The organism is Rhizobium sp. 32-5/1 (assembly GCF_029537235.1).
Classification (GTDB): Bacteria; Pseudomonadota; Alphaproteobacteria; order Rhizobiales; family Rhizobiaceae; genus Pararhizobium.
Genome location: NZ_CP120638.1, coordinates 2,444,413 through 2,464,942, shown reverse-complemented (window position 1 = coordinate 2,464,942; position 20,530 = coordinate 2,444,413). Strand labels below are relative to the sequence as shown.

Here is a 20,530-nt window from a genome sequence, read left to right as displayed (position 1 = left end):
TGCGCGTGACAGAATAGACGAAGGAAGATTGCAATGACCACCAGCACCCCGCTCAACCCGGCCCTGACGGAATGGAACGGCCCGGACGGCCTGCCGCGTTTCGAGGCTGTCAACGATACGGATTTCGGCCCGGCCTTCGATGTCGCGCTCGCCGATCATGAAGCCGAGATCGAGGCCATCGCCAACAATCCAGATGCGCCGACCTTCGAAAACACCGTCGTGGCGCTGGAAATCGCCGGCGACAGCCTGTCGCGCGTTTCCGCGCTGTTCTGGAACAAGGCCGGCGCCCATACCAATGACACAATCCAATCGCTGGAGCGCGAGATCGCGCCGAAAATGTCGCGTCACTATTCGAAGATCGGCATGAATACAGCCCTTTTCGCGCGCATCGACACGCTCTGGGAAAATCGCCAAACGCTGGGGCTCGATCTCGAAGCCACGCGCGTCCTGGAACGGCACTGGAAAGGCTTCGTCAAATCCGGCGCCAAACTGCCGAAGGCCGAGCAGGAACGGCTTGCCGCGATCAACGAAACACTGGCCAGCCTCGGCGCAAAATTCGGCCAGAACGTGCTGGCGGATGAAAAGAGCTGGGCGCTGATCCTGACCGGCGGCGACGAGCTTGCAGGTCTTCCGGAGTTTCTGAAGGATGCCATGGCGTCGGCCGCCCGCGACCGCGGCGAGGAAGGCAAATATGCCGTCACCCTGTCGCGCTCGATCATCGAGCCGTTCCTGACCTTTTCCGAAAGACGCGACCTGCGCGAGCAGGCGTTCCGCGCCTGGACAGCGCGCGGCGCCAATAGTGGCGAAACCGACAATCGCGAAACCATCCGCGAGACGCTGGCGCTCAGAGCCGAGAAGGCAAAGCTGCTGGGCTATGAACACTATGCCGCGCTCAAGCTCGACAACACCATGGCGAAAACCGCCGACGCCGTGAACGGCCTTCTGACGCAGGTCTGGGAAAAGGCGGTTGTCCGGGCCCGCGAAGAAGAAGCTGACCTCGCGAAGCTGATTGCGGCCGAAGGCAAGAACCATGAAGTCATGCCCTGGGACTGGCGGCATTATGCGGAGAAGCTGCGCTCGGAACGCTTCAATTTCTCCGAAAGCGAACTGAAGCCCTATCTGCAGCTGGAAAAGATCATCGATGCCTGCTTCGATGTCGCGCAGCGGCTGTTCGGCATTACCGCCACCGAGAAGAAGGGCGTCGCCGGCTATCACCCGGATGTGCGCGTCTTCGACATTCGCGATGCAGACGGAAAACTTGTCGCGCTGTTTCTGGGCGACTATTTCGCCCGCGCCTCGAAGCGCTCCGGCGCCTGGATGAGCGCCTTCCAGTCACAGCACAAGCTGCTTCTGAAGAACGGTGTGAAGGGTGAAATTCCGATCATCTACAATGTCTGCAACTTCGCCAAGCCTGCCGCCGGCAAGCCGGCGCTGCTATCACTGGACGATGCGCGCACGCTCTTCCACGAATTCGGCCACGCGCTGCACGGCATGCTGTCGAACGTCAACTATCCCTCCGTTTCCGGAACCAGCGTCTCGCGCGATTTCGTCGAACTGCCGTCGCAGCTTTACGAACACTGGCTGACCGTGCCGGCGATTCTGAAAAAATATGCCGTGCACGAACAGACCGGCGAGCCGATGCCGCAGGCGCTGCTCGACAAGGTGCTTTCGGCGCGCACCTTCAATTCCGGTTTCAACACGGTCGAGTTCACCTCTTCGGCACTGGTCGACATGGCCTTCCATACGCGGGATGCGGTGGCGGACCCGATGGCGGTGCAGGCCGAGGTGCTGGACAAGATCGGCATGCCGGCTTCGATCGTCATGCGCCACGCAACACCGCATTTCCAGCATGTGTTTTCCGGCGATGGTTATTCGGCCGGATACTATTCCTACATGTGGTCGGAGGTACTCGACGCGGATGCCTTCGCCGCCTTCGAGGAGACCGGCGACGCCTTTGACAGCGCGATGGCAAAGCGCTTGAAGGACAACATCTATTCGATCGGTGGCGCCATCGATCCCGAAGATGCCTACAAGGCCTTCCGCGGCAAGCTGCCAAGCCCGGATGCCATGCTGGCGAAAAAGGGGCTCGCTGCCTGAGCCATCGATAGCCCGAAAGACGCCTGGGCAACCGCGGATATATGAAGGTTTTTAAAACATGGCGGCAGGCTGCAAGACTTTGCGGCCTGCCCCTTTCGCAAATGCAAAAAACCTGTATGAGCCCGGCAATTGAAGATGTGGCGTGCGCAAGATGCACCCCGAAACCTCCGAGTATTTACATATGAAAATGCGCAACATCGCGATCATCGCACACGTTGACCATGGCAAGACCACGCTTGTTGACGAACTTCTGAAGCAGTCGGGTTCGTTCCGCGACAACCAGCGCACGACCGAGCGCATGATGGACAGCAACGATCTCGAAAAAGAGCGCGGCATCACCATTCTTGCCAAGGCGACCTCGATCGAGTGGAAGGGCGTCCGCATCAACATCGTCGATACCCTGGCCACGCCGACTTCGGTGGTGAAGTCGAACGTATCCTGTCTATGGTCGATGGCGCGATCGTTCTGGTCGATAGCTCGGAAGGCCCGATGCCGCAGACCAAGTTCGTGGTTTCCAAGGCGCTGAAGGTCGGCCTTCGCCCGATCGTCGCGATCAACAAGATCGACCGTCCCGATGGCCGCCACGAAGAAGTCATCAACGAAGTCTTCGACCTCTTCGCCAACCTCGACGCGACCGACGAACAGCTCGATTTCCCGATCCTCTACGGTTCGGGCCGCAACGGCTGGATGAACGTCAATCCGGAAGGTCCGAAGGAAGAGGGCCTCGCGCCGCTTCTCGACCTCGTTCTCAAGCATGTTCCGGAGCCGAGCGTCGGCGACGAAGACGGCGCCTTCCGCATGATCGGCACGATCCTGGAAGCCAACCCCTTCCTCGGCCGCATCATCACCGGACGCATCCATTCCGGCTCGATCAAGCCGAACCAGGCCGTCAAGGTTCTTGGCCAGGACGGCAAGCTGATCGAGAACGGCCGTATCTCCAAGATCCTCGCCTTCCGCGGCATCGAGCGCACACCGATCGATGAAGCGCATGCGGGTGACATCGTCGCCATCGCCGGCCTCTCCAAGGGCACGGTCGCCGATACGTTCTGCGATCCTTCGGTCACCGAAGCGCTGCATGCCCAGCCGATCGACCCGCCGACCGTCACCATGTCGTTCATCGTCAATGACTCGCCGCTTGCCGGCACCGAAGGCGACAAGGTTACCAGCCGCGTCATTCGTGACCGCCTGCTGAAGGAAGCCGAAGGCAACGTTGCGCTGAAGATCGAAGAAGCCGAAGGCAAGGATCTCGTTCTACGTCTCAGGCCGCGGCGAATTGCAGCTGGCTGTTCTGATCGAAACCATGCGTCGCGAAGGCTTCGAACTCGCCGTCTCGCGTCCGCGCGTCGTCATGCACAAGGATGAAGCAACCGGCGATATGCTGGAGCCGGTCGAAGAAGTCGTCATCGACGTCGATGAGGAATATTCCGGCGTCGTCGTTCAGAAGATGTCCGAGCGCAAGGCCGAAATGGCCGAGCTGCGTCCGTCCGGCGGCAACCGCGTTCGCCTGAAGTTCTTTGCCCCGACCCGCGGCCTGATCGGCTACCAGTCGGAACTGATGACCGACACGCGCGGCACGGCGATCATGAACCGCCTGTTCCACGAATATCAGCCTTACAAGGGCGATATCGGCGGCCGTGTTCAGGGCGTTCTGCTCTCCAACGATGCCGGCGAATCCGTGGCCTATGCCATGTTCAACCTGGAAGACCGCGGCCCGATGATCATCGACGTCGGCGAAAAGGTCTATGCCGGCATGATCATCGGCATCCACACGCGCGACAACGACCTTGAAGTCAACGTTCTCAAGGGCAAGAAGCTCACCAACATGCGCGCCTCCGGCAAGGACGAAGCCGTCAAGCTGACGCCGCCGATCCGCATGACGCTCGACCGCGCGCTGTCCTGGATCCAGGACGACGAACTGGTCGAAGTGACGCCGAAGAATATCCGCCTGCGCAAGATGTATCTCGACTCGAACGACCGCAAGCGTTTCGAAAAGTCCCGCGGCGCTGCATAAGCAGCCGCAAAGACAGAATAAAGACAAGGGCGCAGCGGTTACGACCGCGGCGCCCTTTTTATTTTTGGCGGCTGTGCGCAGGCGCCCTGCAGAGCTGAGACATTCCACCTACCAGACACAAAAAAGCCCCGTCATCGCTGACAGGGCTTTTGATTGACGCTGCGTGGCTTGAGAGCTTACGCGGCTTCGTCCTGGCTTTCGTCTTCTTCGACGGCCTTGCCGCGCTTCGGACCCTTGCTCAGGTTGGCTTCGACGAGACGGACAGCTTCCGTTTCCGACATCTTGTTCACGGCTGCGATCTCACGCGCCATGCGATCAAGGGCAGCTTCGTAGAGCTGGCGTTCGGAATAGGACTGCTCCGGCTGGTTTTCAGCACGATAGAGGTCGCGGACGACTTCAGCGATCGAGATCAGGTCGCCGGAATTGATCTTGGCATCATATTCCTGGGCGCGACGCGACCACATGGTGCGCTTCACGCGGGCACGGCCCTGTATGACCTTGAGTGCGCGTTCGACGAAGTCGGTCTCGGACAGCTTGCGCATGCCGATGGTCACGGCCTTGGCAACCGGCACCTTGAGACGCATCTTGTCCTTTTCGAAATCGATGACAAAAAGCTCAAGCGTCATGCCTGCCACTTCCTGTTCTTCAATCGCAACGATTTGTCCAACACCATGCGCCGGGTAAACGATCGATTCACCGGTCTTGAATCCATGGCGTGTTGAAGATTTTTTCTGCTGGGTCGTCATTCGTTTCAAAAACTCCCTGTTACGCTCCCGGCGGGGCCGGGGCCGGGTCAGTCAGGCCCGGGATAGACGGGGACACCGTCGGGTGACTCCATGCCAATCCAGCCAGTGGAACGCAAACGGGTCTTTTCGGGGCGATCACAATAAAGCAACTGACGTTGCGTGTTTTGAGTGAGCCGCGCCGTGGGAGATGTTTGCTTTCGTGGTGGTTTTCGGGCACACATGCGTGCCACGATTTGGATCAGTTTTATGACCCTATCATAAAAAACTGCGGAAATCAATAATTTGCTTTACATCGCAGAAGCGCCCAACCCGTCCGTCATGGACATGGTTAAGCCGGGTCTTGCCGGATTTCCTCGTTTTTACAATCCTCGTCAAGGATTGCTGCATCGCACTTGAGACGGCGCGCGCCGACCTCAGTCGCCCTGTCCGGGCTCCGGCGAGAAGTATTTTTCAAACTTGCCTTCTTCACCGTCCAGTTCCTTGGCTTCGGGCATGGCATCACGCTTGATGGTGATATTCGGCCATTTTACCGCATATTCGGCATTGACCGTCAGCCACTTATCAAGGCCCGGCTCCGTATCCGGCTTGATCGCGCCAGCCGGACATTCCGGCTCGCAGACGCCACAGTCGATGCACTCGTCCGGATGAATGACGAGAAAGTTTTCGCCCTCATAGAAGCAGTCCACCGGGCACACTTCGACGCAGTCGGTATATTTGCAGCGAATGCAGTTGTCGGTCACGACATACGTCATGAAGTACTCCAGCAATTTTTCACATTTGATGGCAGGCGGCAATCAAGAGTGATGCCCGCAGTCCGCACATCACTTTGATGTCCATCCTGTGGCTGTCGGGAACGACGCACCATGCCAGCGTGGTTGATCTGTGAGGTAAAGGCTTTAAAGAGCCTTTGCAAGAATAATTCATGCGCAAAAATCGCCGTCGGAGGGAGAGTTTTCTAATCCTCGCGCCAGTCCGGCCCGGATATCAGCCGATCGACTTCGCGACGCTCCTTCTTTGTCGGACGCCCGCTGCCACGCTCCCGCGTCGCCTGCTCGAACGCGGTGCGCTCTTCGCGGGAAACCGGCGCCGGCGTCAGGTCCTCATAGAGCAGCCGCGCTTCCTCATACGGGCCGCGGCGGTTTCCCGGCAGAAGAACCCGGACGATCAGATCGCGACGGTCCAGCGAAACGACGATCGTGTCGCCGGCCTTGATTGCATGGGCGGGCTGCTTGATGCGCGTGTCATTGACGGAAATATGGCCCGCCTCGATCGCCTTCTGGGCGAGCGAGCGGGATTTCAAAAGCCGGGCAAAGAACAGCCACTTGTCCAGACGCTGGCGAGACACCGGCAGGGACTGTGGCTGCTGTTCACTCATGAGCTTACTTCTTCATCTGCTCCTTCAGGGCAGCGAGCTTGGCGAAAGGACTATCCGGATCGAGCGGCTTTTCCTTGCGCGGTGGACGCGCCTCGAACTTGGCGGCCTGCTGCGGCTTCGGGCCGCGGTCGTTGCGGTCGGGACGATCCTGCCGTTCGCCCTTGTCAGGACGCTGGCCGCCCTGCGGCTTTCCGTCACGGCTTTTTGCGCGATGATCCGGCCGGCCGCCGCCGCTCTTGCGGTTGTCGTCACGGCCTTCCCGGCGACCTTCGCCTTCGCGGCGCGGCTCACCGCCTTCACGACGTGCTTCACCCTGCGGCGCACGATTGCCGGAACCCCGACGATCACCCTGTGGACGGCCACCGGTGCGCTGGTTGTCATTGCGGCTACCTGGACGCCAGAGGAGTACAGGCTTTGGCTCGACAGGTTCGCTGGCTTCTGCCGGCGCCGCCGTCTCCGCAGCCACCTCGGTCGTTTCCGTCTCGGCGGGCGCATCTGGAGCGGCGGTTACTTCGGCAACTGGCTCGCTGACCGGCTCTTCGGCAGATGCATCAGCATCGTCGTGGTCGGCCTTGTCCGCATCGGCTTCGACGGGAGCAGCCTCGGCAGGCGCGGCGGCCGAACCGGCCTGCGCGGCCAGGAATGCGGTTGCTTCTTCGGCCTTGACGCTGTCTGCGCGGTAGCCGAGGCCTTTCAGAATTTCTTCCATGTCATCAGGCGTCGCGCCGAGAATGGACAGCATGGCCGTGGTCGCAGTGAAGCGACGACCATCATAGGCGCCGTCAGGACGCGTGGCCGAGCCCGGCTTCCACTGCAGCAGCGGACGGATGAGATCGGCAAGGCGCTCGAGAATGTCGATGCGCACGGCACGCTTTCCGAGGAAGCGGAAGCCGGCGAGCTTGTAGAATGTACGCTCGAAGGTCGGATCCGTGACGACGGAGGTGCGGCCGGCAGCAAGCACCGGGATCAGATCGCCATAGCCCGGCTTGTCGAGGCCGTCGTTCTTCAGCGCCCAGAGCAGCGTGATCAGTTCGGCAGGCGCGGGCTTCAGGAGCGCCGGCATGAAGATGTGATAGGCGCCGAAGCGGATGCCGTGGCGGCGGATCGAGGCACGCGCCTCCTGGTCCAGCGACTTGACGTCGTCGGCGACATCGCGACGGAAGAGCACGCCGAGGTTTTCGACGAGCTGGAAAGCCAGACCCTTGGCAAGACCCTCCAGATCCTCGGCCCGCGACAGATCGTCGAGCGGCTTCAGCACCGTGGAGATGTGATGATTGACGAAGCGCTCGATGCGGGCAACGACGTGATCGCGAGCATTGGCCTGGAGCTGGTCGTCAGCGAGCAGGATAACACGCGGACGCATGACATGGTCGCTTGCCGCAAGACGCGCCACCGGCTCGCCCAGCCAACGCACATAGCCATCGGAGGCGAGCGCGAGATCACTGTTGCCGGCGGCATGCAGCCGCGCTGCACGCGCCTCGAACTCAAGCGCAAGCGCCTTCTGCGCCGCGCCGAGCGCTGCACGCGCATCGGAGCCTTCCGTCCCTGCGGCCAGGCTGAACCGAAAACCGGCCAACTGCCCCACATGATGTCCCTCGACGAAGACATCCCCATTCACACTGATTTCAGCTTCCAGCATCGCATTCTCTCTCAGGCGCTTCATAAGCACAGATGTCCTGCGGTCAACGAACCGTTTCGTCAACCTTTCATGTAAGGCATCGGACAATCGATCTTCGATTTCCCGCGTCTTTTCTTGCCAGTGTGTCGGATCGGCAAGCCATCCAGGACGGTTCGACACATACGTCCACGTTCTAATCTGCGCAATACGTGCAGACAACGTGTCTATTTCACCATCGGTCCGATCGGCCCGATGAACCTGCTCCGCCATGAAAGTCTCGTTCACTGTGCCACGACGCACGAGATCGGCATAGATGGTGGAGATCAGATCGGCATGTTGGGCAGGGGTAATGCGGCGATAATCCGGCAAAGCGCAGGCATCCCAGAGTTTTTCGACACGCTCGGGCGTGGTGGCGACGCTAGCCACCTCCGGATAACGCGACAGATACTCCAGCGCCTGCTGGTCGATGGCCGGCAGCGCCCGCGTCAGGCCATGCACGGTGGGCGCCACTTCAAGACTCTTTTTCAGTGCCGCGATAGAGGCGAAGTCCACCGCCTTGGAGCGCCACTGCAGCACGCGAACGGGATCGAACTGATGTGATTCGATCCGGTGCACCAGTTCCTTGTCGAACGGCTCGACCCGCGAGGTGACACCGAACGTGCCGTCGCGCACATGGCGCCCCGCGCGGCCGGCAATCTGTGCCATTTCGCCGGGATTGAGATCGCGAAACTGGTAACCGTCGAACTTGCGGTCCTGCGCGAAGGCGACATGATCGACATCGAGATTGAGCCCCATGCCGATCGCATCGGTGGCAACCAGATATTCGACGTCGCCTTCCTGATAGAGCGCCACCTGCGCGTTTCGGGTGCGCGGCGAGAGCGCGCCCAGAACGACGGCGGCACCGCCCCGCTGGCGGCGAATAAGCTCGGCGATCGCGTAGACCTCTTCGGCAGAAAAGGCGACGATGGCGGTGCGCTGCGGCAGGCGTGTGATCTTCTTCGAGCCGGCATAGAGCAATTGTGATAGCCGCGGCCGCTCGACGACGGTGATGCCGGGGAGCAACTGCTCCAGGATTGGCCGCATGGTGGATGCGCCAAGCAGCAAGGTCTCGCTGCGTCCGCGCAAATGCATGATACGGTCGGTGAAGATATGGCCGCGCTCGAGATCGCCGGCCAGTTGCACCTCGTCGATCGCGACGAAGGAGGCCATAGTATCGCGCGGCATGGCCTCGACCGTGCAGACCGAGAAGCGCGCCATATGCGGGGTGATCTTTTCCTCGCCGGTGATCAGCGCAACATTGTGCACACCGACCTTCTCGACGACACGTGTATAGACCTCGCGCGCCAGCAGGCGCAGCGGCAGGCCGATGACGCCACTCTCGTGCGCCACCATGCGCTCGATCGCGTAATGCGTCTTGCCGGTATTGGTCGGTCCGAGCACCGCGGTCACGCCGCGGCCGCTCAGGATCATCGATTTGTCACGCACGTCTCTCATCCCGGCATTGTCTGGCCCCATTGCCACCCACGCGCGAGCCCGGTGCAACAGAAGCAGCACACATGACCATGCAAGCGCGCAAAGGCAAGGGCTGGACCACAACATAGTGGGTCGGCGGCACCCTTTCTCAACGCCCACGGAGGGCACTTAAGAGAGATTCGGAACAGTCACGGAACGAATCAGCGACGAATCATTGACTCCACCGGATTCAGGGTTTGTTCACCGCTATATATTGATATCGAAAGTCGGATTCGCACCACATGCTGAATCGGAGTTTTTGTCGTTGGTGACTCCCGCCGATTGGACCGGCAGATCTCACCAAAGCGTCAGCTTCGACTGCGGGATTCGGAATCCAAGACTCTGGAAAATTTAGGAAAATTCAACCCTCGACGACGCGCCAGCAGGATCGATTCCGAACGAAATTAACACTTCGTGCCTTCTCGGGATGATTCAGCGGCGAATCGCGAGCCTCATGGACCTTTCGCTCGCTCCAACACAAGATGTAGTGGGAGCTACGTCTTTTCGAGCAACGCACGGGAGCAGAATTTTGCCGGATTCCCATCGCCGCAGTGGTGTTTCACAAAACACTCCGATCGCGCAGCAGATGGGCCGAAACAAGTTGCCGTTAACCTCTCAGCCAAAGCAGGAACGAATCGGCGATGAATCACCGACATAAGGGTTTTCACGGTTTGTTCATCGCTATATGATGTGGAATTACAATTGGTTAACCATAGGAAACAGTGGATAAACTGGCGTGATGCCGTAGCTTTCCGGTGCGCCGTTAACCTTTGCGCACTGCAGAAAATGAAAAGGGCGCTCGAAAGCGCCCTTTGAAAGCATGGTGAAGACTGCGTCAGACGAAGAACTGGCCGCCATTTGCGGAGATCGTCGAACCGGTGATGAAACCGGCATCGTCGGATGCTAGGAAGACGACGCAGCGGGCGATTTCTTCCGGTTCGCCGAGGCGACCGACCGGAATCTGCGGAATGATCCGCTCGGTCAGCACCTTTTCCGGGATGGCGCGCACCATTTCCGTGCCGATATAGCCGGGGCAGATGGCATTGACGGTAATGCCCTTGGCGGCACCTTCCTGGGCGAGCGCCTTGGTAAACCCGAGATCGCCGGCCTTGGCGGCAGAATAGTTTGCCTGCCCCATCTGGCCCTTCTGGCCGTTGATCGAGGAGATATTGATGACGCGGCCGAAATTGCGGTCGCGCATGCCCGACCAGACGGGATGCGTCATGTTGAACAGGCCGGTAAGATTGGTACCGATGACATCACCCCATTGTTCGGGCGTCATCTTGTGGAACATGGCATCGCGCGTAATGCCGGCATTGTTGACAAGGATTTCGATCGGGCCGAGAGCCGCTTCCACCGACGCGATGCCGGCGACGCATTCCTTGTAGTCGGAGACATCCCACTTGAAGACGGCGATGCCGGTGACGCTGCTGAAAGCCTGCGCCTTCTCGTCATTGCCGGCATAGGTTGCCGCGACGCTGTATCCTGCCGTCTTCAACGCGATCGAGATCGCGGCGCCGATGCCACGCGTTCCGCCCGTTACCAGTGCTACCCTGCTCATTGATTCACTCCCCGATGAATTGTTGGTCGTTTGCCATGGCCCGCCCGTCAAACACGGGCGAAGCCATTTGCGAAACCCCTCCGGCGTTTTGCCGTGAGGTGATCTATTTTAAGTCGGCTCTCCTTCTCAGATGCGCTCGACGCACATGGCAACACCCATGCCGCCGCCGATGCAGAGCGTGGTCAGCCCCTTGGAGACGCCACGGCGCTTCATTTCGAACAGAAGCGTGTTGAGGACGCGGGCCCCGGATGCGCCGATCGGGTGACCGATGGCGATGGCGCCACCATTGACGTTGACGATAGACGGATCCCAGCCGAGATCCTTGTTGACCGCGCAGGCCTGCGCCGCAAAGGCCTCGTTTGCCTCGACCAGCTCAACATCGCTGACCGACCAACCGGCCTTTTCCAGCGCCTTGCGCGACGCCGGGATCGGGCCCGTGCCCATGATCTGCGGATCGACGCCAGCCGTTGCCCAGGAGACGATCCGGGCAAGCGGCGTGATGCCGCGGCGTGCCGCTTCCGCTTCTGTCATCAGCAGCGTAGCCGCGGCACCATCATTGAGGCCGGAGGCGTTGGCGGCGGTGACAGTGCCCTCCTTGTCAAAGGCCGGGCGCAGCTTGGTCATCGATTCCAGCGTCGCGCCATGGCGGATATATTCGTCCTGATCGACGGTGACGTCGCCCTTGCGGCCCTTGACGATGAAGGGAACGATCTCGTCCGCAAAACTGCCAGCCTTCTGCGCGGCCTCGGCCTTATTCTGCGAGCCAAGCGCGAACTGATCCTGTTCGTCGCGCGACAACTGCCACTTCTTGGCGACGTTTTCCGCTGTCGTTCCCATGTGATAGCCGTAAAAGGCATCGGTCAGGCCGTCCTTGATCATGGTATCGACCATCTTGAAATCGCCCATCTTCACGCCTGCACGCAGATGACCGCAATGGGGAGCCATGGACATGGATTCCATGCCACCGGCAACGATGATCTTCGCGTCGCCGGTGGCGATCTGCTGCATGCCGAGCGCGACGGCGCGCAATCCGGAGCCACAAAGCTGGTTCATGCCCCAGGCTGTCGCCTCCTGCGGGATACCGGCCTTCATGGCCGCCTGACGGGCCGGGTTCTGTCCCTCGCCGGCGGAAAGCACCTGCCCGAGAATAACCTCGTCGACCTCGGCGGCATCGACGCCGGCCCGGGCCAGCACCGCCTTGATCACCGCAGCACCGAGTTCGTGGGCAGGCGTATTGGCAAAGGCGCCGTTGAAGGAGCCGACGGCTGTTCTGGCCGCACTGGCGATCACGATGGAGGGATTGCTCATGGTCTGTTTCCTCGTTCTTCTTTTTACGCTGAGGCGAGACTGGCAAAGCTCGCAGCGCAAGTCAAACGCGATAATGTGACGGGCGTTTGTTGGGGAGTGCAATCTACGGCGGAAACCAAACTTCGCACCTGCGTCGCCGCATTGCACAAAGAGATTGTCAGAACGGTTTTTTTGCGGATACTCTGAAAAGTACAATAAAGACGGGAACATGGGAGGAGGAGACCCCACATGGCAAAGCATGACGGCCAGATCGTTATCAAAAAATATGCGAACCGGAGGCTCTACAACACCGGCACAAGCACATATGTGACTTTGGACGATCTCGCGGTAATGGTGAAAAAGGGAGAGGAATTCACTGTTCAGGACGCGAAATCGGGCGACGACATCACGCACTCCGTGCTGACGCAGATTATCTTCGAGCAGGAGTCGAAGACCGGAAACACGCTTCTGCCGATATCCTTCCTGCGCCAGTTGATTTCCTTCTACGGCGACCAGATGCAGATGGTCGTGCCGAGCTATCTCGAACACTCGATGCAGGCCTTTACCGATCAGCAGGTGCAGATGCGCGAGCAGATCAACAAGGCCTTCGGCGATACGCCGCTTGGCAAGAATTTCAGCGTTCCCTTGCAAATGGTTGAGGAACACGTCCGGCGCAACACCGACCTTTTCCACCAGGCAATGCAGATGTTTTCGCCCTTCATGGCCGCTGCACCACAGGCGAAGGAGACCCGCAAGGCGGAAGCCAAGGATATTGACGAACTGAAAGAGCAGATGCGGGCGCTTCAAGCCAAGCTGGAAAATCTCGGCTGATGATAAAGATCGCGCATTCGAAGCCGGATGCGCGACTTATCCCGATCCGTTACAGGCCGATGGAAACATCCCGTCCGGCCGTGCGCATCGAGACGGAAAATCCGGCGATCACGTCGATGAAGCTGATCATCATCAGGATGAAGAAAATCTGGGTGGCAGCATTTCCGACCAGCAGAAACTCGACCAGGAACACGATGAACAGCACCATGGACAGGAGATGATCCATCAGCGTCTTCGAACTGGTGCGCGTGGCTTTCAGGATTTCGACGAACAGGAGGGCAAGGGCGATGACGATCAGGAGATCGCCGAAGCTCATCGTCCATGTGGCGCCCGACAGCATCGACAACGACATGACCTGGCTGTCCAGCACAGCGATCCCGCCACCGCCGAAAACGCCGGTCATGGCAATGTTGTAGAGCGCGAAGGGTAGGATCAGCAGCGGAATGGCGGCAATCATCTGGACACAGGCTCCCGTTGTCACGCACGAACGACGCGCATAGCTGTTCCATACAGTAGGTTTCAGGTCAAGAAGATGGCGCAGTTGGGCAGTGTTCACCCGCGCCAAGCCCTGACCGGCTGCAAACAGCCATCCGGACACAAAAAGGGCCGGCAAAGCCAGCCCTCTTGTCTCTTGCCCTGATGTCAAGCGCAGATTATGCGCTTTCCTTCGGCGTCAGAACCTGACGGCCGCGATACATGCCGGTCTTCAGGTCGATGTGGTGCGGACGGCGCAGTTCGCCGGAGTTCTTGTCTTCGACGTAGGTCGGCGACTTCAGCGCGTCAGCGGAGCGGCGCATGCCGCGCTTGGACGGGCTTGTTTTTCTTTTCGGTACAGCCATTTTATACTCCACTTATCGGGCAAAACACTGTTGAGCGGCCAGTCACGCGGCCGGGACAAACAGTTGTCAATCTCGGAATTTGCCGGGCTTATACATGCCCGCCACGGGTTTGACCAGTCCCCGCCTCGATTTTTTCGACTCTCACCAAGCTCAGGCTTCGTCTTCGGGCACGATCCATGTTTCCTGAAGAGCGGCCGCCTGCCATTTCTGAAATGCGGGATGGGTCTTCACGGCGCTCATGTAGGCAAGAGAGGTCGGATCGCTGGTGAGTTCATAGATCTCGAAGCGGTTGACCACCGGTGCAAACATGGCATCGGCGGCGCTAAACCGTCCGAACAGGAACGGGCCGCCGGACCGGGCAATCGCGTCGCGCCAGATGGTTTCGATGCGCGCGACATCATCCATGACGCCATCGGGAAGGTCGATCGCACGGATCTCGCGCCGGATGTTCATGGGGCAGGCGTTGCGTAGCGACCGGAAGCCCGAGAGCATTTCCATGCAATAACTGCGCGCCAGCGCCCGCGCCTCGATGTCTTGCGGCCAGAGGCCTGCCTGCGGAAACAGATCCGCGGCATATTCGATGATCGCAAGCGATTCCCAGACGCGCACCTCACCATGATAGAGCACCGGCACGCGGCCAGTTGGCGAAATCTTTCGAATTTCCGGATTTCCAGCCGGAAAATCAAAGGGAATGACCACATCCTTGAACAGCACGCCGCAGCCTTCGAGCGCAAGCCAGGGGCGCAGCGACCAGGAAGAGTAGTTCTTGTTGCCGATGTAAAGGACGAGTTCGCTCAATGGTTTTCTCCGTGCTGATGCTTGGGCAAATCTTAGGGACACGAAGACATCAGAGTCAATGAAAAGGCCTGATCCTACTCATAAAGGCATTTGATATATTCGCCAGAACGCCCGGCGCGGCGCTCGATGACCCCGGCAAGCCGCCGCAAGCCCCGCCCCGGCTTGCCGGCATTGCGCTCTATCGGATTGGGCAGCGAAACGGCGAGCAGCGCGGCCTGCCGGCGCGACAGCTTGGAGGCGGAGACGCCGAAATGATGCTGTGCTGCGGCTTCGGCGCCGTAAATGCCCGGCCCCCATTCGGCGACATTCAGATAGAGTTCCATCATGCGCTGTTTGCTCCAGACGAAGTCGGCAACAACGGCCAAGGGCAGTTCCATGGCCTTACGCACGAAGGACCGGCCGTTCCACAAAAACAGGTTCTTCGCCGTCTGCATCGGGATCGTGCTGGCGCCGCGGGTCGATTCGCCCTCGAGTGCCTCATTGACGACGCTGCGCATCTGCACCCAGTCGACACCGGCATGGATGCAGAATTGCCCGTCCTCGGACATCATCACCGATTGCACGAGATTAGGCGATATCTCTTCGAAGGAGACCCATTGCCTGTCATAACCGCGAAGCAGTAAGAGGTCGCGCAGCATCAGCGTCGAAATCGGATGGATGAAACTTGGCGCGTAGAGAATGATCAGCGCATAGGGCAGCACAAGAAGCGCGATGAAAATCAGGACCAGCTTTCGCCAGCGGGCACGCAGGCCACGCATCAATCCCGTCCGACGGCTGGGTTGCACGTCACTCTCGTCCCGAGTTTCCGGTACAATATCCACCCTATGAAGCGCCCGCCTGATGATCCCAATGGTTCTCATAGAGCAAGAGCGGCAAAAGTTGAACGCCTTTTCTGCAGGAACACCTTGCCCATCAAGAGTTGTGCCCGGATAAATGCCGTTGCCAGCATCCCGGCAGTCGTGCCAAAGAGCGCGCCATGAGCGACAACACCAGCCTGTTCCAGGAACGTTTGAAAACCAATGCCGCGGCGGTCGAGGCTTGCCTGATCGAGATCCTGTCCGCGGAAACGCGGCCCGACGAGATTGCACGGCCGGCAAGGTTGATGGCCGCCATGCGCCACGGGGTGCTGAACGGCGGCAAGCGACTTCGCCCGTTCCTTGTCATGGAAACGGCGGCCTTTCTCGGCGGCGAGCCGCAGGCGACCCTGCGCGTTGCCGCAGCGCTTGAATGCGTGCACTGCTATTCGCTGGTGCATGATGATCTTCCGGCGATGGACGACGACGCCCTTAGACGCGGGCAGCCGACCGTGCATATCGCCTTCGACGAGGCTTCGGCAATCCTGGCTGGTGACAGCCTGCTGACACTTGCCTTCGACATTATCGCCGCGCCGGAAACGCCGCTGCCGGACCGCCAGAAGACGGAACTCGTGCGGGCGCTGGCCCGCGCCTCCGGTATCGGCGGCATGGCCGGCGGGCAGGCGCTCGACCTCGCGGCAGAGACGAGCACGCCGGATGAAGCCGGCATCATCACGCTGCAGGCTATGAAGACGGGTGCGCTTATCCGCTTTGCCTGCGAAGCCGGCGCGATCATCGCCAACGCCGATGCCGAAAACCGGCGCCTGATGCGCACCTATGGCGAAACCATTGGCCTTGCCTTCCAGCTGGCCGACGATCTGCTCGACCTGACGGCGGATGCGACAACCATGGGCAAGGCAACCGGCAAGGATGCTGCGCGCGGCAAGGGCACGCTCGTATCGCTACGCGGTCAGTCCTGGGCACAAACGGAGCTGGCCCGGCTGGTGGGCCAAGCAACGGCCCTTCTGGAGCCCTTTGGCGCCAGCGCCGACATCCTCATCGAAACGGCCCATTTCGTCGCCGACCGGAAAAGCTGACCGCTACTCGGCAGCCGCCTGTCCCTGGCCGAAACGCTTTTCGATATAATCGTTGACCAGAGCCTCGAAATCCCGGGCAATGTTGGTGCCGCGGATCGTCATGGCCTTCTTGCCGTCGATATAGACGGGCGCGGCGGGAAGCTCGCCGGTTCCGGGCAGGGAAATGCCGATATCAGCATGTTTGCTTTCGCCGGGGCCATTGACGATGCAGCCCATGACGGCGACCTTGAGGCCTTCGACGCCGGGATATTTTTCCCGCCAGACCGGCATGTTGCGTCTGATGTCACCCTCGATCTTCTGGGCCAATTCCTGAAAAACGGTCGACGTGGTACGGCCACAGCCGGGACAGGCCGCGACCACCGGAATGAACTGGCGAAAGCCCATAACCTGCAGCAATTCCTGCGCCACCTGCACCTCGCGGGTGCGGTCGCCACCGGGCTCGGGCGTCAGCGAGATGCGGATCGTATCGCCGATGCCCTGTTGCATCAGGATGCCGAGGGATGCGGCTGAAGATACAATGCCCTTGGAACCCATGCCCGCTTCGGTCAACCCAAGATGCAGCGCATGGTTCGTGCGGCCGGACAACATCGCATAGCAGGCGATCAGATCCTGCACATTCGAGACCTTGGCCGACAGGATGATGCGGTTGCGCGGTAGACCGATTTCCTCCGCCAGCTCGGCGGAAATTAACGCAGACTGAACGATCGTCTCGCGCATCACCTGCTGCGCCGTCAGCGGAAAGCCGTTGGCCTGATTGTCGTCCATCATCCGGGTCAGCAGTTCCTGATCGAGCGAGCCCCAGTTTACGCCGATGCGGACCGGCTTGTCGAACTGGATGGCGCGCTCGATAATCGCGGCGAACTGCTTGTCCTTCTTGGCCTTGAAGCCGACATTGCCGGGATTGATCCGGTATTTCGCCAAGGCTTCGGCACAGGCCGGATGGTCGGCCAGCAGCTTGTGGCCGATATAGTGAAAGTCGCCGATCAGCGGCACATCGAGGCCGAGCCGCTCCAGCCGCTCGCGGATCTTCGGCACGGCGGCAGCACTTTCATCGCGGTCGACGGTGATGCGCACCAGTTCGGAACCGGCCCGGTGCAGCGCCGCGACCTGGGCGACGGTGGCATCGATATCGGCCGTGTCCGTATTGGTCATCGACTGCACGACAACAGGCGCACCGCCGCCGACGATGACGCCGCCGACATCGACGGCAACGGTGGCACGGCGCGGCTGCGGATCGAAATCGAAGGCGGAAGACATGAAAGCCCCTTGAGTGCTGATAGGACAACGGCTCCTCAGGTGGATGAGGACAGCCAGCTTGTCAACGTCCACATCATGGTTTGACGACGATTTGATGACCTGTGCGCTACACCCGCCTAGTGACCTCCGTCCGTCTGGTCCGCATGAACGGCGTGGCGGGAAAACAAGAGAACGACGATGAACAGCACCGGCACACAGGCGAAGACGATGGCAAAGCCGGTATGTTCCGCGACAAATCCGATCAGGGATGGAGCAAACAGCATGCCGGAATAGCCCATCGTGGTTGCAACCGACAGACCGATGCCCGGCGCTAGCCCCGGCATGTTGCCGGCGGCCGAAAAGGCGATCGGTACCATGTTGGATATGCCGATGCCGGCCAGCGCAAACCCTATGATGGCGACGATGGCGTTGGGAGCAAGGCCGGCCATAACGAGACCGACCAGCGCCGTCAGGGTGCAGACCCGGAGCGTGCGGACGGCCCCGAAGCGATCCCGGACGTGATCACCGGCAAAGCGCATGATGGCCATGGTGGCGGAGAAGGCGGCAAAGCCGAAGCCGGACATGGCCACCGACGCCCCAAGTTCGTCGCGCAGATAAAGCGCACCCCAATCCAGAACCGTACCCTCCGGCACCATGGAAAACAGCGCGATGATGCCGATGATCCAGGGCAGTGGCGTCATCGGCAACCGCAGCTTTTCTTTGCCGCATCGGGATGCGGCTGATCGGCGTGGATCATCGGCCAGGCAATCGCCAACACCAGCAGGCAGGCGATCGTGATGAAGATGGCATGGGGCAGCACGCCGAGGTGGGCCATGATCAGGCCGCCGCTTGCCGAGCCGATAAGGCCGCCAAGGCTCCAATAGGCATGGCAGGACGACATGATCGCCCGGCGCATCGACTTCTCGACCTCGACCGCATTGGCATTCATTGCGACATCCATGGCGCCGACAAAGCCGCCAAGCACGAACATGGCCGGCACAGCCGTCCAAACGTTGGGAGCCAGCGTCAACAACAGGAGCAGTGGCGAAAGGATGACGGCGGTGACCTTGACCACACGCTGCGACCCCATGCGCGCAATGAAGCCGCCGGCGATCGGCATCAGCACAAGGGAGCCGACGCCGAACATCAGGATGAGCAGGCCGAGCACGCTTTCGCCAATGCCGAGGCGCTCCTTGAACTCCGGTATCTTCGGTGCCCAGCTGCCGGTGACGAAACCGTTCATCAGGAACAGCAGGGAGACCGCGAGACGATTTTTAGGCATATAACCCTGCCGGACGGCAGGCGGCGTTGCAGAATTTTCGATAGGTCTATCCATAAACTTTCCCCTGATGATCCGCTGCCGGATTCAGACTGTAATTTCGATGAGGTTGCCGTCGGGATCCCGCAGCACGGCTTCATAAAAGCCGTCGCCGGTCATGCGTGCAGGGGCAACGAGAATATCTTTGGAGGCAGCAATTTCAGCCAATGCATCGACGGCTTCGCGGCTGCCGAGGGACAAGGCGATATGCGCATAACCGGCACGCTCCGGCATTGCATCCGGTGCGGCGATCCACGGCCCTTGCATGATCTCAATCGATGGACCGCCCTTAAGGGTCAGGAAACGCGACGCGAACCCCGGCCGGTTCCTGCTTTCGTAACGGACGCCGGAAACGGCACCGAAGGTGGTTTCCCAAAAGGCGCAGAGCCTGTCGAGATCGGCGGTCCACAGGGCGACATGGGCAATTCTCATTCGATCCCCTTTTCAGACCGGACAACATGAATGCCGCGTTGCACATAGGCTTTGTCGGTATCGGCGGGCGCGTCGTGCTCCAGCACCAGCGTTGCGCATTCACCAATCGGGATGACGGCATGGGAGCCGAGCAGGCCGAGTTTCTCGTTGGTGACGGCTGCCAGAACAGAGGTGCTGCGGCCTGCAACGAAACGCTTGAATTCGGCATCCTCGAAACCGAAGGCCGTCAGACCGGCGTTGACATCGATGCCGCAGGCGCCGAGCACACAAAGATCGGGCCGCAGCACGGACACATCCTGCTGTGCCTTGGCACCGATCGCCGCCCCGACCTGCCGGTCGATCTTGCCGCCGATGAGAAGCAGGGTCACCCCCGGCTTGTCCATAACAGCTGCGGCGATCAGGGGCGTATTGGTAGCGACGGTCAATTCCAGATCGGCAGGGATTGCTCGCGCGATCGCCAGATTGGTCGAACCGGCATCGATGAACACGGTCATGCCGGCCTTGAGGAAACCGACGGCCGCTCTCGCCAGCATATCCTTGCGCTTCGGAGCGACCGTGACGCGCTCGGCAAGGGACGTGCTCGCGGTCGGAAGCGAGAGTGCGCCGCCATAGACCCGCTCGCAAAGACCGGCGGATGCCATGTCGCGTAGATCGCGGCGGATCGTATCCTCGGACACCCGCAACTCCTGGGCAAGCTCTGCCGAAAGCACGCGGCCTGATTGCCGAAGGCGATCCTGGATCAGGGCATGTCGTTCGCGCAAAAGCAGGTCTGCCCGCATGGTCGACTCGAATCGTGCACAAATGAGCTTAAATCGGTATAAACACGCATACCCTATTTCAGCCGATATTCAATACCGGGGCGCACTGAAACTTTCCCCGCGCCGCCATTAATTTCGGCAAGCGCCTTGATTTTGATCGACAGGGGCCAAAGTTTACGGTCTGGCCGAAGATTTTAGGAAAACCTTTCGCTGCTGCACC

Annotated in this window: 18 protein-coding genes and 2 pseudogenes; 6 read left to right on the top strand and 14 right to left on the bottom strand. The window is 60.3% G+C overall.

What is annotated here, in order from left to right; genetic code table 11:
• Positions 1-33 precede the first annotated feature (33 nt).
• The 4 genes and pseudogenes from P6U16_RS12525 to P6U16_RS28365 all read left to right on the top strand — a co-directional run bounded on the left by P6U16_RS12525 (position 34) and on the right by P6U16_RS28365 (position 4,108).
• Positions 34-2,097, top strand: a complete 2,064-nt coding sequence (locus P6U16_RS12525; protein WP_277700863.1) for a M3 family metallopeptidase — start codon at positions 34-36, stop codon at positions 2,095-2,097.
• 151 nt (positions 2,098-2,248) lie between these two features.
• Positions 2,249-2,799: pseudogene (locus P6U16_RS28375) on the top strand (GTP-binding protein); the annotation flags it as partial.
• Positions 2,785-3,459 (top strand): EF-Tu/IF-2/RF-3 family GTPase, encoded by a 675-nt coding sequence (locus P6U16_RS28370; protein ID WP_349017697.1) that lies wholly within the window; start codon positions 2,785-2,787, stop codon positions 3,457-3,459. The pseudogene P6U16_RS28375 and the gene P6U16_RS28370, both read left to right, overlap by 15 nt.
• Positions 3,398-4,108, top strand: coding sequence for a hypothetical protein (locus P6U16_RS28365; RefSeq protein WP_349017696.1), 711 nt, complete (start codon positions 3,398-3,400; stop codon positions 4,106-4,108). Before P6U16_RS28370 ends, P6U16_RS28365 begins: the two co-directional genes overlap by 62 nt.
• 176 nt (positions 4,109-4,284) lie before the next feature.
• On the opposite strand, the gene P6U16_RS12515 is transcribed toward P6U16_RS28365, so the two are convergent.
• From P6U16_RS12515 to P6U16_RS12490, 6 genes are all read right to left on the bottom strand, one after another.
• Positions 4,285-4,854, bottom strand: coding sequence for a CarD family transcriptional regulator (locus P6U16_RS12515; RefSeq protein WP_277700862.1), 570 nt, complete (start codon positions 4,852-4,854; stop codon positions 4,285-4,287).
• Positions 4,855-5,267: 413 nt separating this feature from the next.
• Entirely contained in the window at positions 5,268-5,606 is a 339-nt protein-coding gene (fdxA, locus tag P6U16_RS12510; protein ID WP_277700861.1) for a ferredoxin FdxA, read from the bottom strand.
• A 203-nt stretch (positions 5,607-5,809) separates the two neighbouring features.
• Positions 5,810-6,229, bottom strand: a complete 420-nt coding sequence (locus P6U16_RS12505; RefSeq protein ID WP_277700860.1) for an RNA-binding S4 domain-containing protein — start codon at positions 6,227-6,229, stop codon at positions 5,810-5,812.
• A gap of 4 nt (positions 6,230-6,233) precedes the next feature.
• Positions 6,234-9,317 (bottom strand): helicase-related protein, encoded by a 3,084-nt coding sequence (locus tag P6U16_RS12500; RefSeq protein ID WP_277703834.1) that lies wholly within the window; start codon positions 9,315-9,317, stop codon positions 6,234-6,236.
• A gap of 877 nt (positions 9,318-10,194) precedes the next feature.
• Positions 10,195-10,920, bottom strand: a complete 726-nt coding sequence (locus tag P6U16_RS12495) for a beta-ketoacyl-ACP reductase (protein ID WP_277700859.1) — start codon at positions 10,918-10,920, stop codon at positions 10,195-10,197.
• Between the two features lie 126 nt (positions 10,921-11,046).
• Complete coding sequence (locus P6U16_RS12490; protein WP_277700858.1) at positions 11,047-12,228, bottom strand: acetyl-CoA C-acetyltransferase; 1,182 nt, start codon at positions 12,226-12,228, stop codon at positions 11,047-11,049.
• A gap of 228 nt (positions 12,229-12,456) precedes the next feature.
• On the opposite strand from P6U16_RS12490, the gene phaR reads away from it, so the two are divergent.
• On the top strand, positions 12,457-13,038 hold the full coding sequence (gene phaR / locus P6U16_RS12485; protein WP_277700857.1) for a polyhydroxyalkanoate synthesis repressor PhaR: 582 nt from the start codon (positions 12,457-12,459) through the stop codon (positions 13,036-13,038).
• A gap of 49 nt (positions 13,039-13,087) precedes the next feature.
• On the opposite strand, the gene P6U16_RS12480 is transcribed toward phaR, so the two are convergent.
• The 4 genes from P6U16_RS12480 to mtgA form a co-directional block, all read right to left on the bottom strand.
• Positions 13,088-13,495: a hypothetical protein gene (locus tag P6U16_RS12480; RefSeq protein WP_277700856.1), complete on the bottom strand. Its 408-nt coding sequence runs from the start codon at positions 13,493-13,495 to the stop codon at positions 13,088-13,090.
• Between the two features lie 196 nt (positions 13,496-13,691).
• Entirely contained in the window at positions 13,692-13,877 is a 186-nt protein-coding gene (gene rpmF / locus P6U16_RS12475; RefSeq protein WP_158473426.1) for a 50S ribosomal protein L32, read from the bottom strand.
• 150 nt (positions 13,878-14,027) lie between these two features.
• Positions 14,028-14,675: a glutathione S-transferase family protein gene (locus tag P6U16_RS12470; protein ID WP_277700855.1), complete on the bottom strand. Its 648-nt coding sequence runs from the start codon at positions 14,673-14,675 to the stop codon at positions 14,028-14,030.
• Positions 14,676-14,749: 74 nt separating this feature from the next.
• On the bottom strand, positions 14,750-15,535 hold the full coding sequence (gene mtgA / locus P6U16_RS12465; protein ID WP_277700854.1) for a monofunctional biosynthetic peptidoglycan transglycosylase: 786 nt from the start codon (positions 15,533-15,535) through the stop codon (positions 14,750-14,752).
• A gap of 116 nt (positions 15,536-15,651) precedes the next feature.
• On the opposite strand from mtgA, the gene P6U16_RS12460 reads away from it, so the two are divergent.
• The gene (locus P6U16_RS12460; protein WP_277700853.1) at positions 15,652-16,566 is read left to right on the top strand and encodes a polyprenyl synthetase family protein; all 915 of its coding nucleotides are present in this window, start codon (positions 15,652-15,654) and stop codon (positions 16,564-16,566) included.
• Between the two features lie 3 nt (positions 16,567-16,569).
• Here P6U16_RS12460 and ispG read toward each other — a convergent pair whose 3' ends face one another.
• The 4 genes and pseudogenes from ispG to P6U16_RS12440 form a co-directional block, all read right to left on the bottom strand.
• Positions 16,570-17,823, bottom strand: a complete 1,254-nt coding sequence (gene ispG, locus P6U16_RS12455) for a flavodoxin-dependent (E)-4-hydroxy-3-methylbut-2-enyl-diphosphate synthase (RefSeq protein ID WP_277700852.1) — start codon at positions 17,821-17,823, stop codon at positions 16,570-16,572.
• A 116-nt stretch (positions 17,824-17,939) separates the two neighbouring features.
• Positions 17,940-19,138 (bottom strand): annotated as a pseudogene (locus tag P6U16_RS12450) (MFS transporter).
• A 30-nt stretch (positions 19,139-19,168) separates the two neighbouring features.
• Positions 19,169-19,552, bottom strand: coding sequence for a VOC family protein (locus P6U16_RS12445; protein ID WP_277700851.1), 384 nt, complete (start codon positions 19,550-19,552; stop codon positions 19,169-19,171).
• Positions 19,549-20,331, bottom strand: a complete 783-nt coding sequence (locus P6U16_RS12440) for a DeoR/GlpR family DNA-binding transcription regulator (protein WP_277700850.1) — start codon at positions 20,329-20,331, stop codon at positions 19,549-19,551. The genes P6U16_RS12445 and P6U16_RS12440 overlap by 4 nt, the downstream gene beginning before the upstream one ends.
• Between the last annotated feature and the right edge of the window lie 199 nt (positions 20,332-20,530).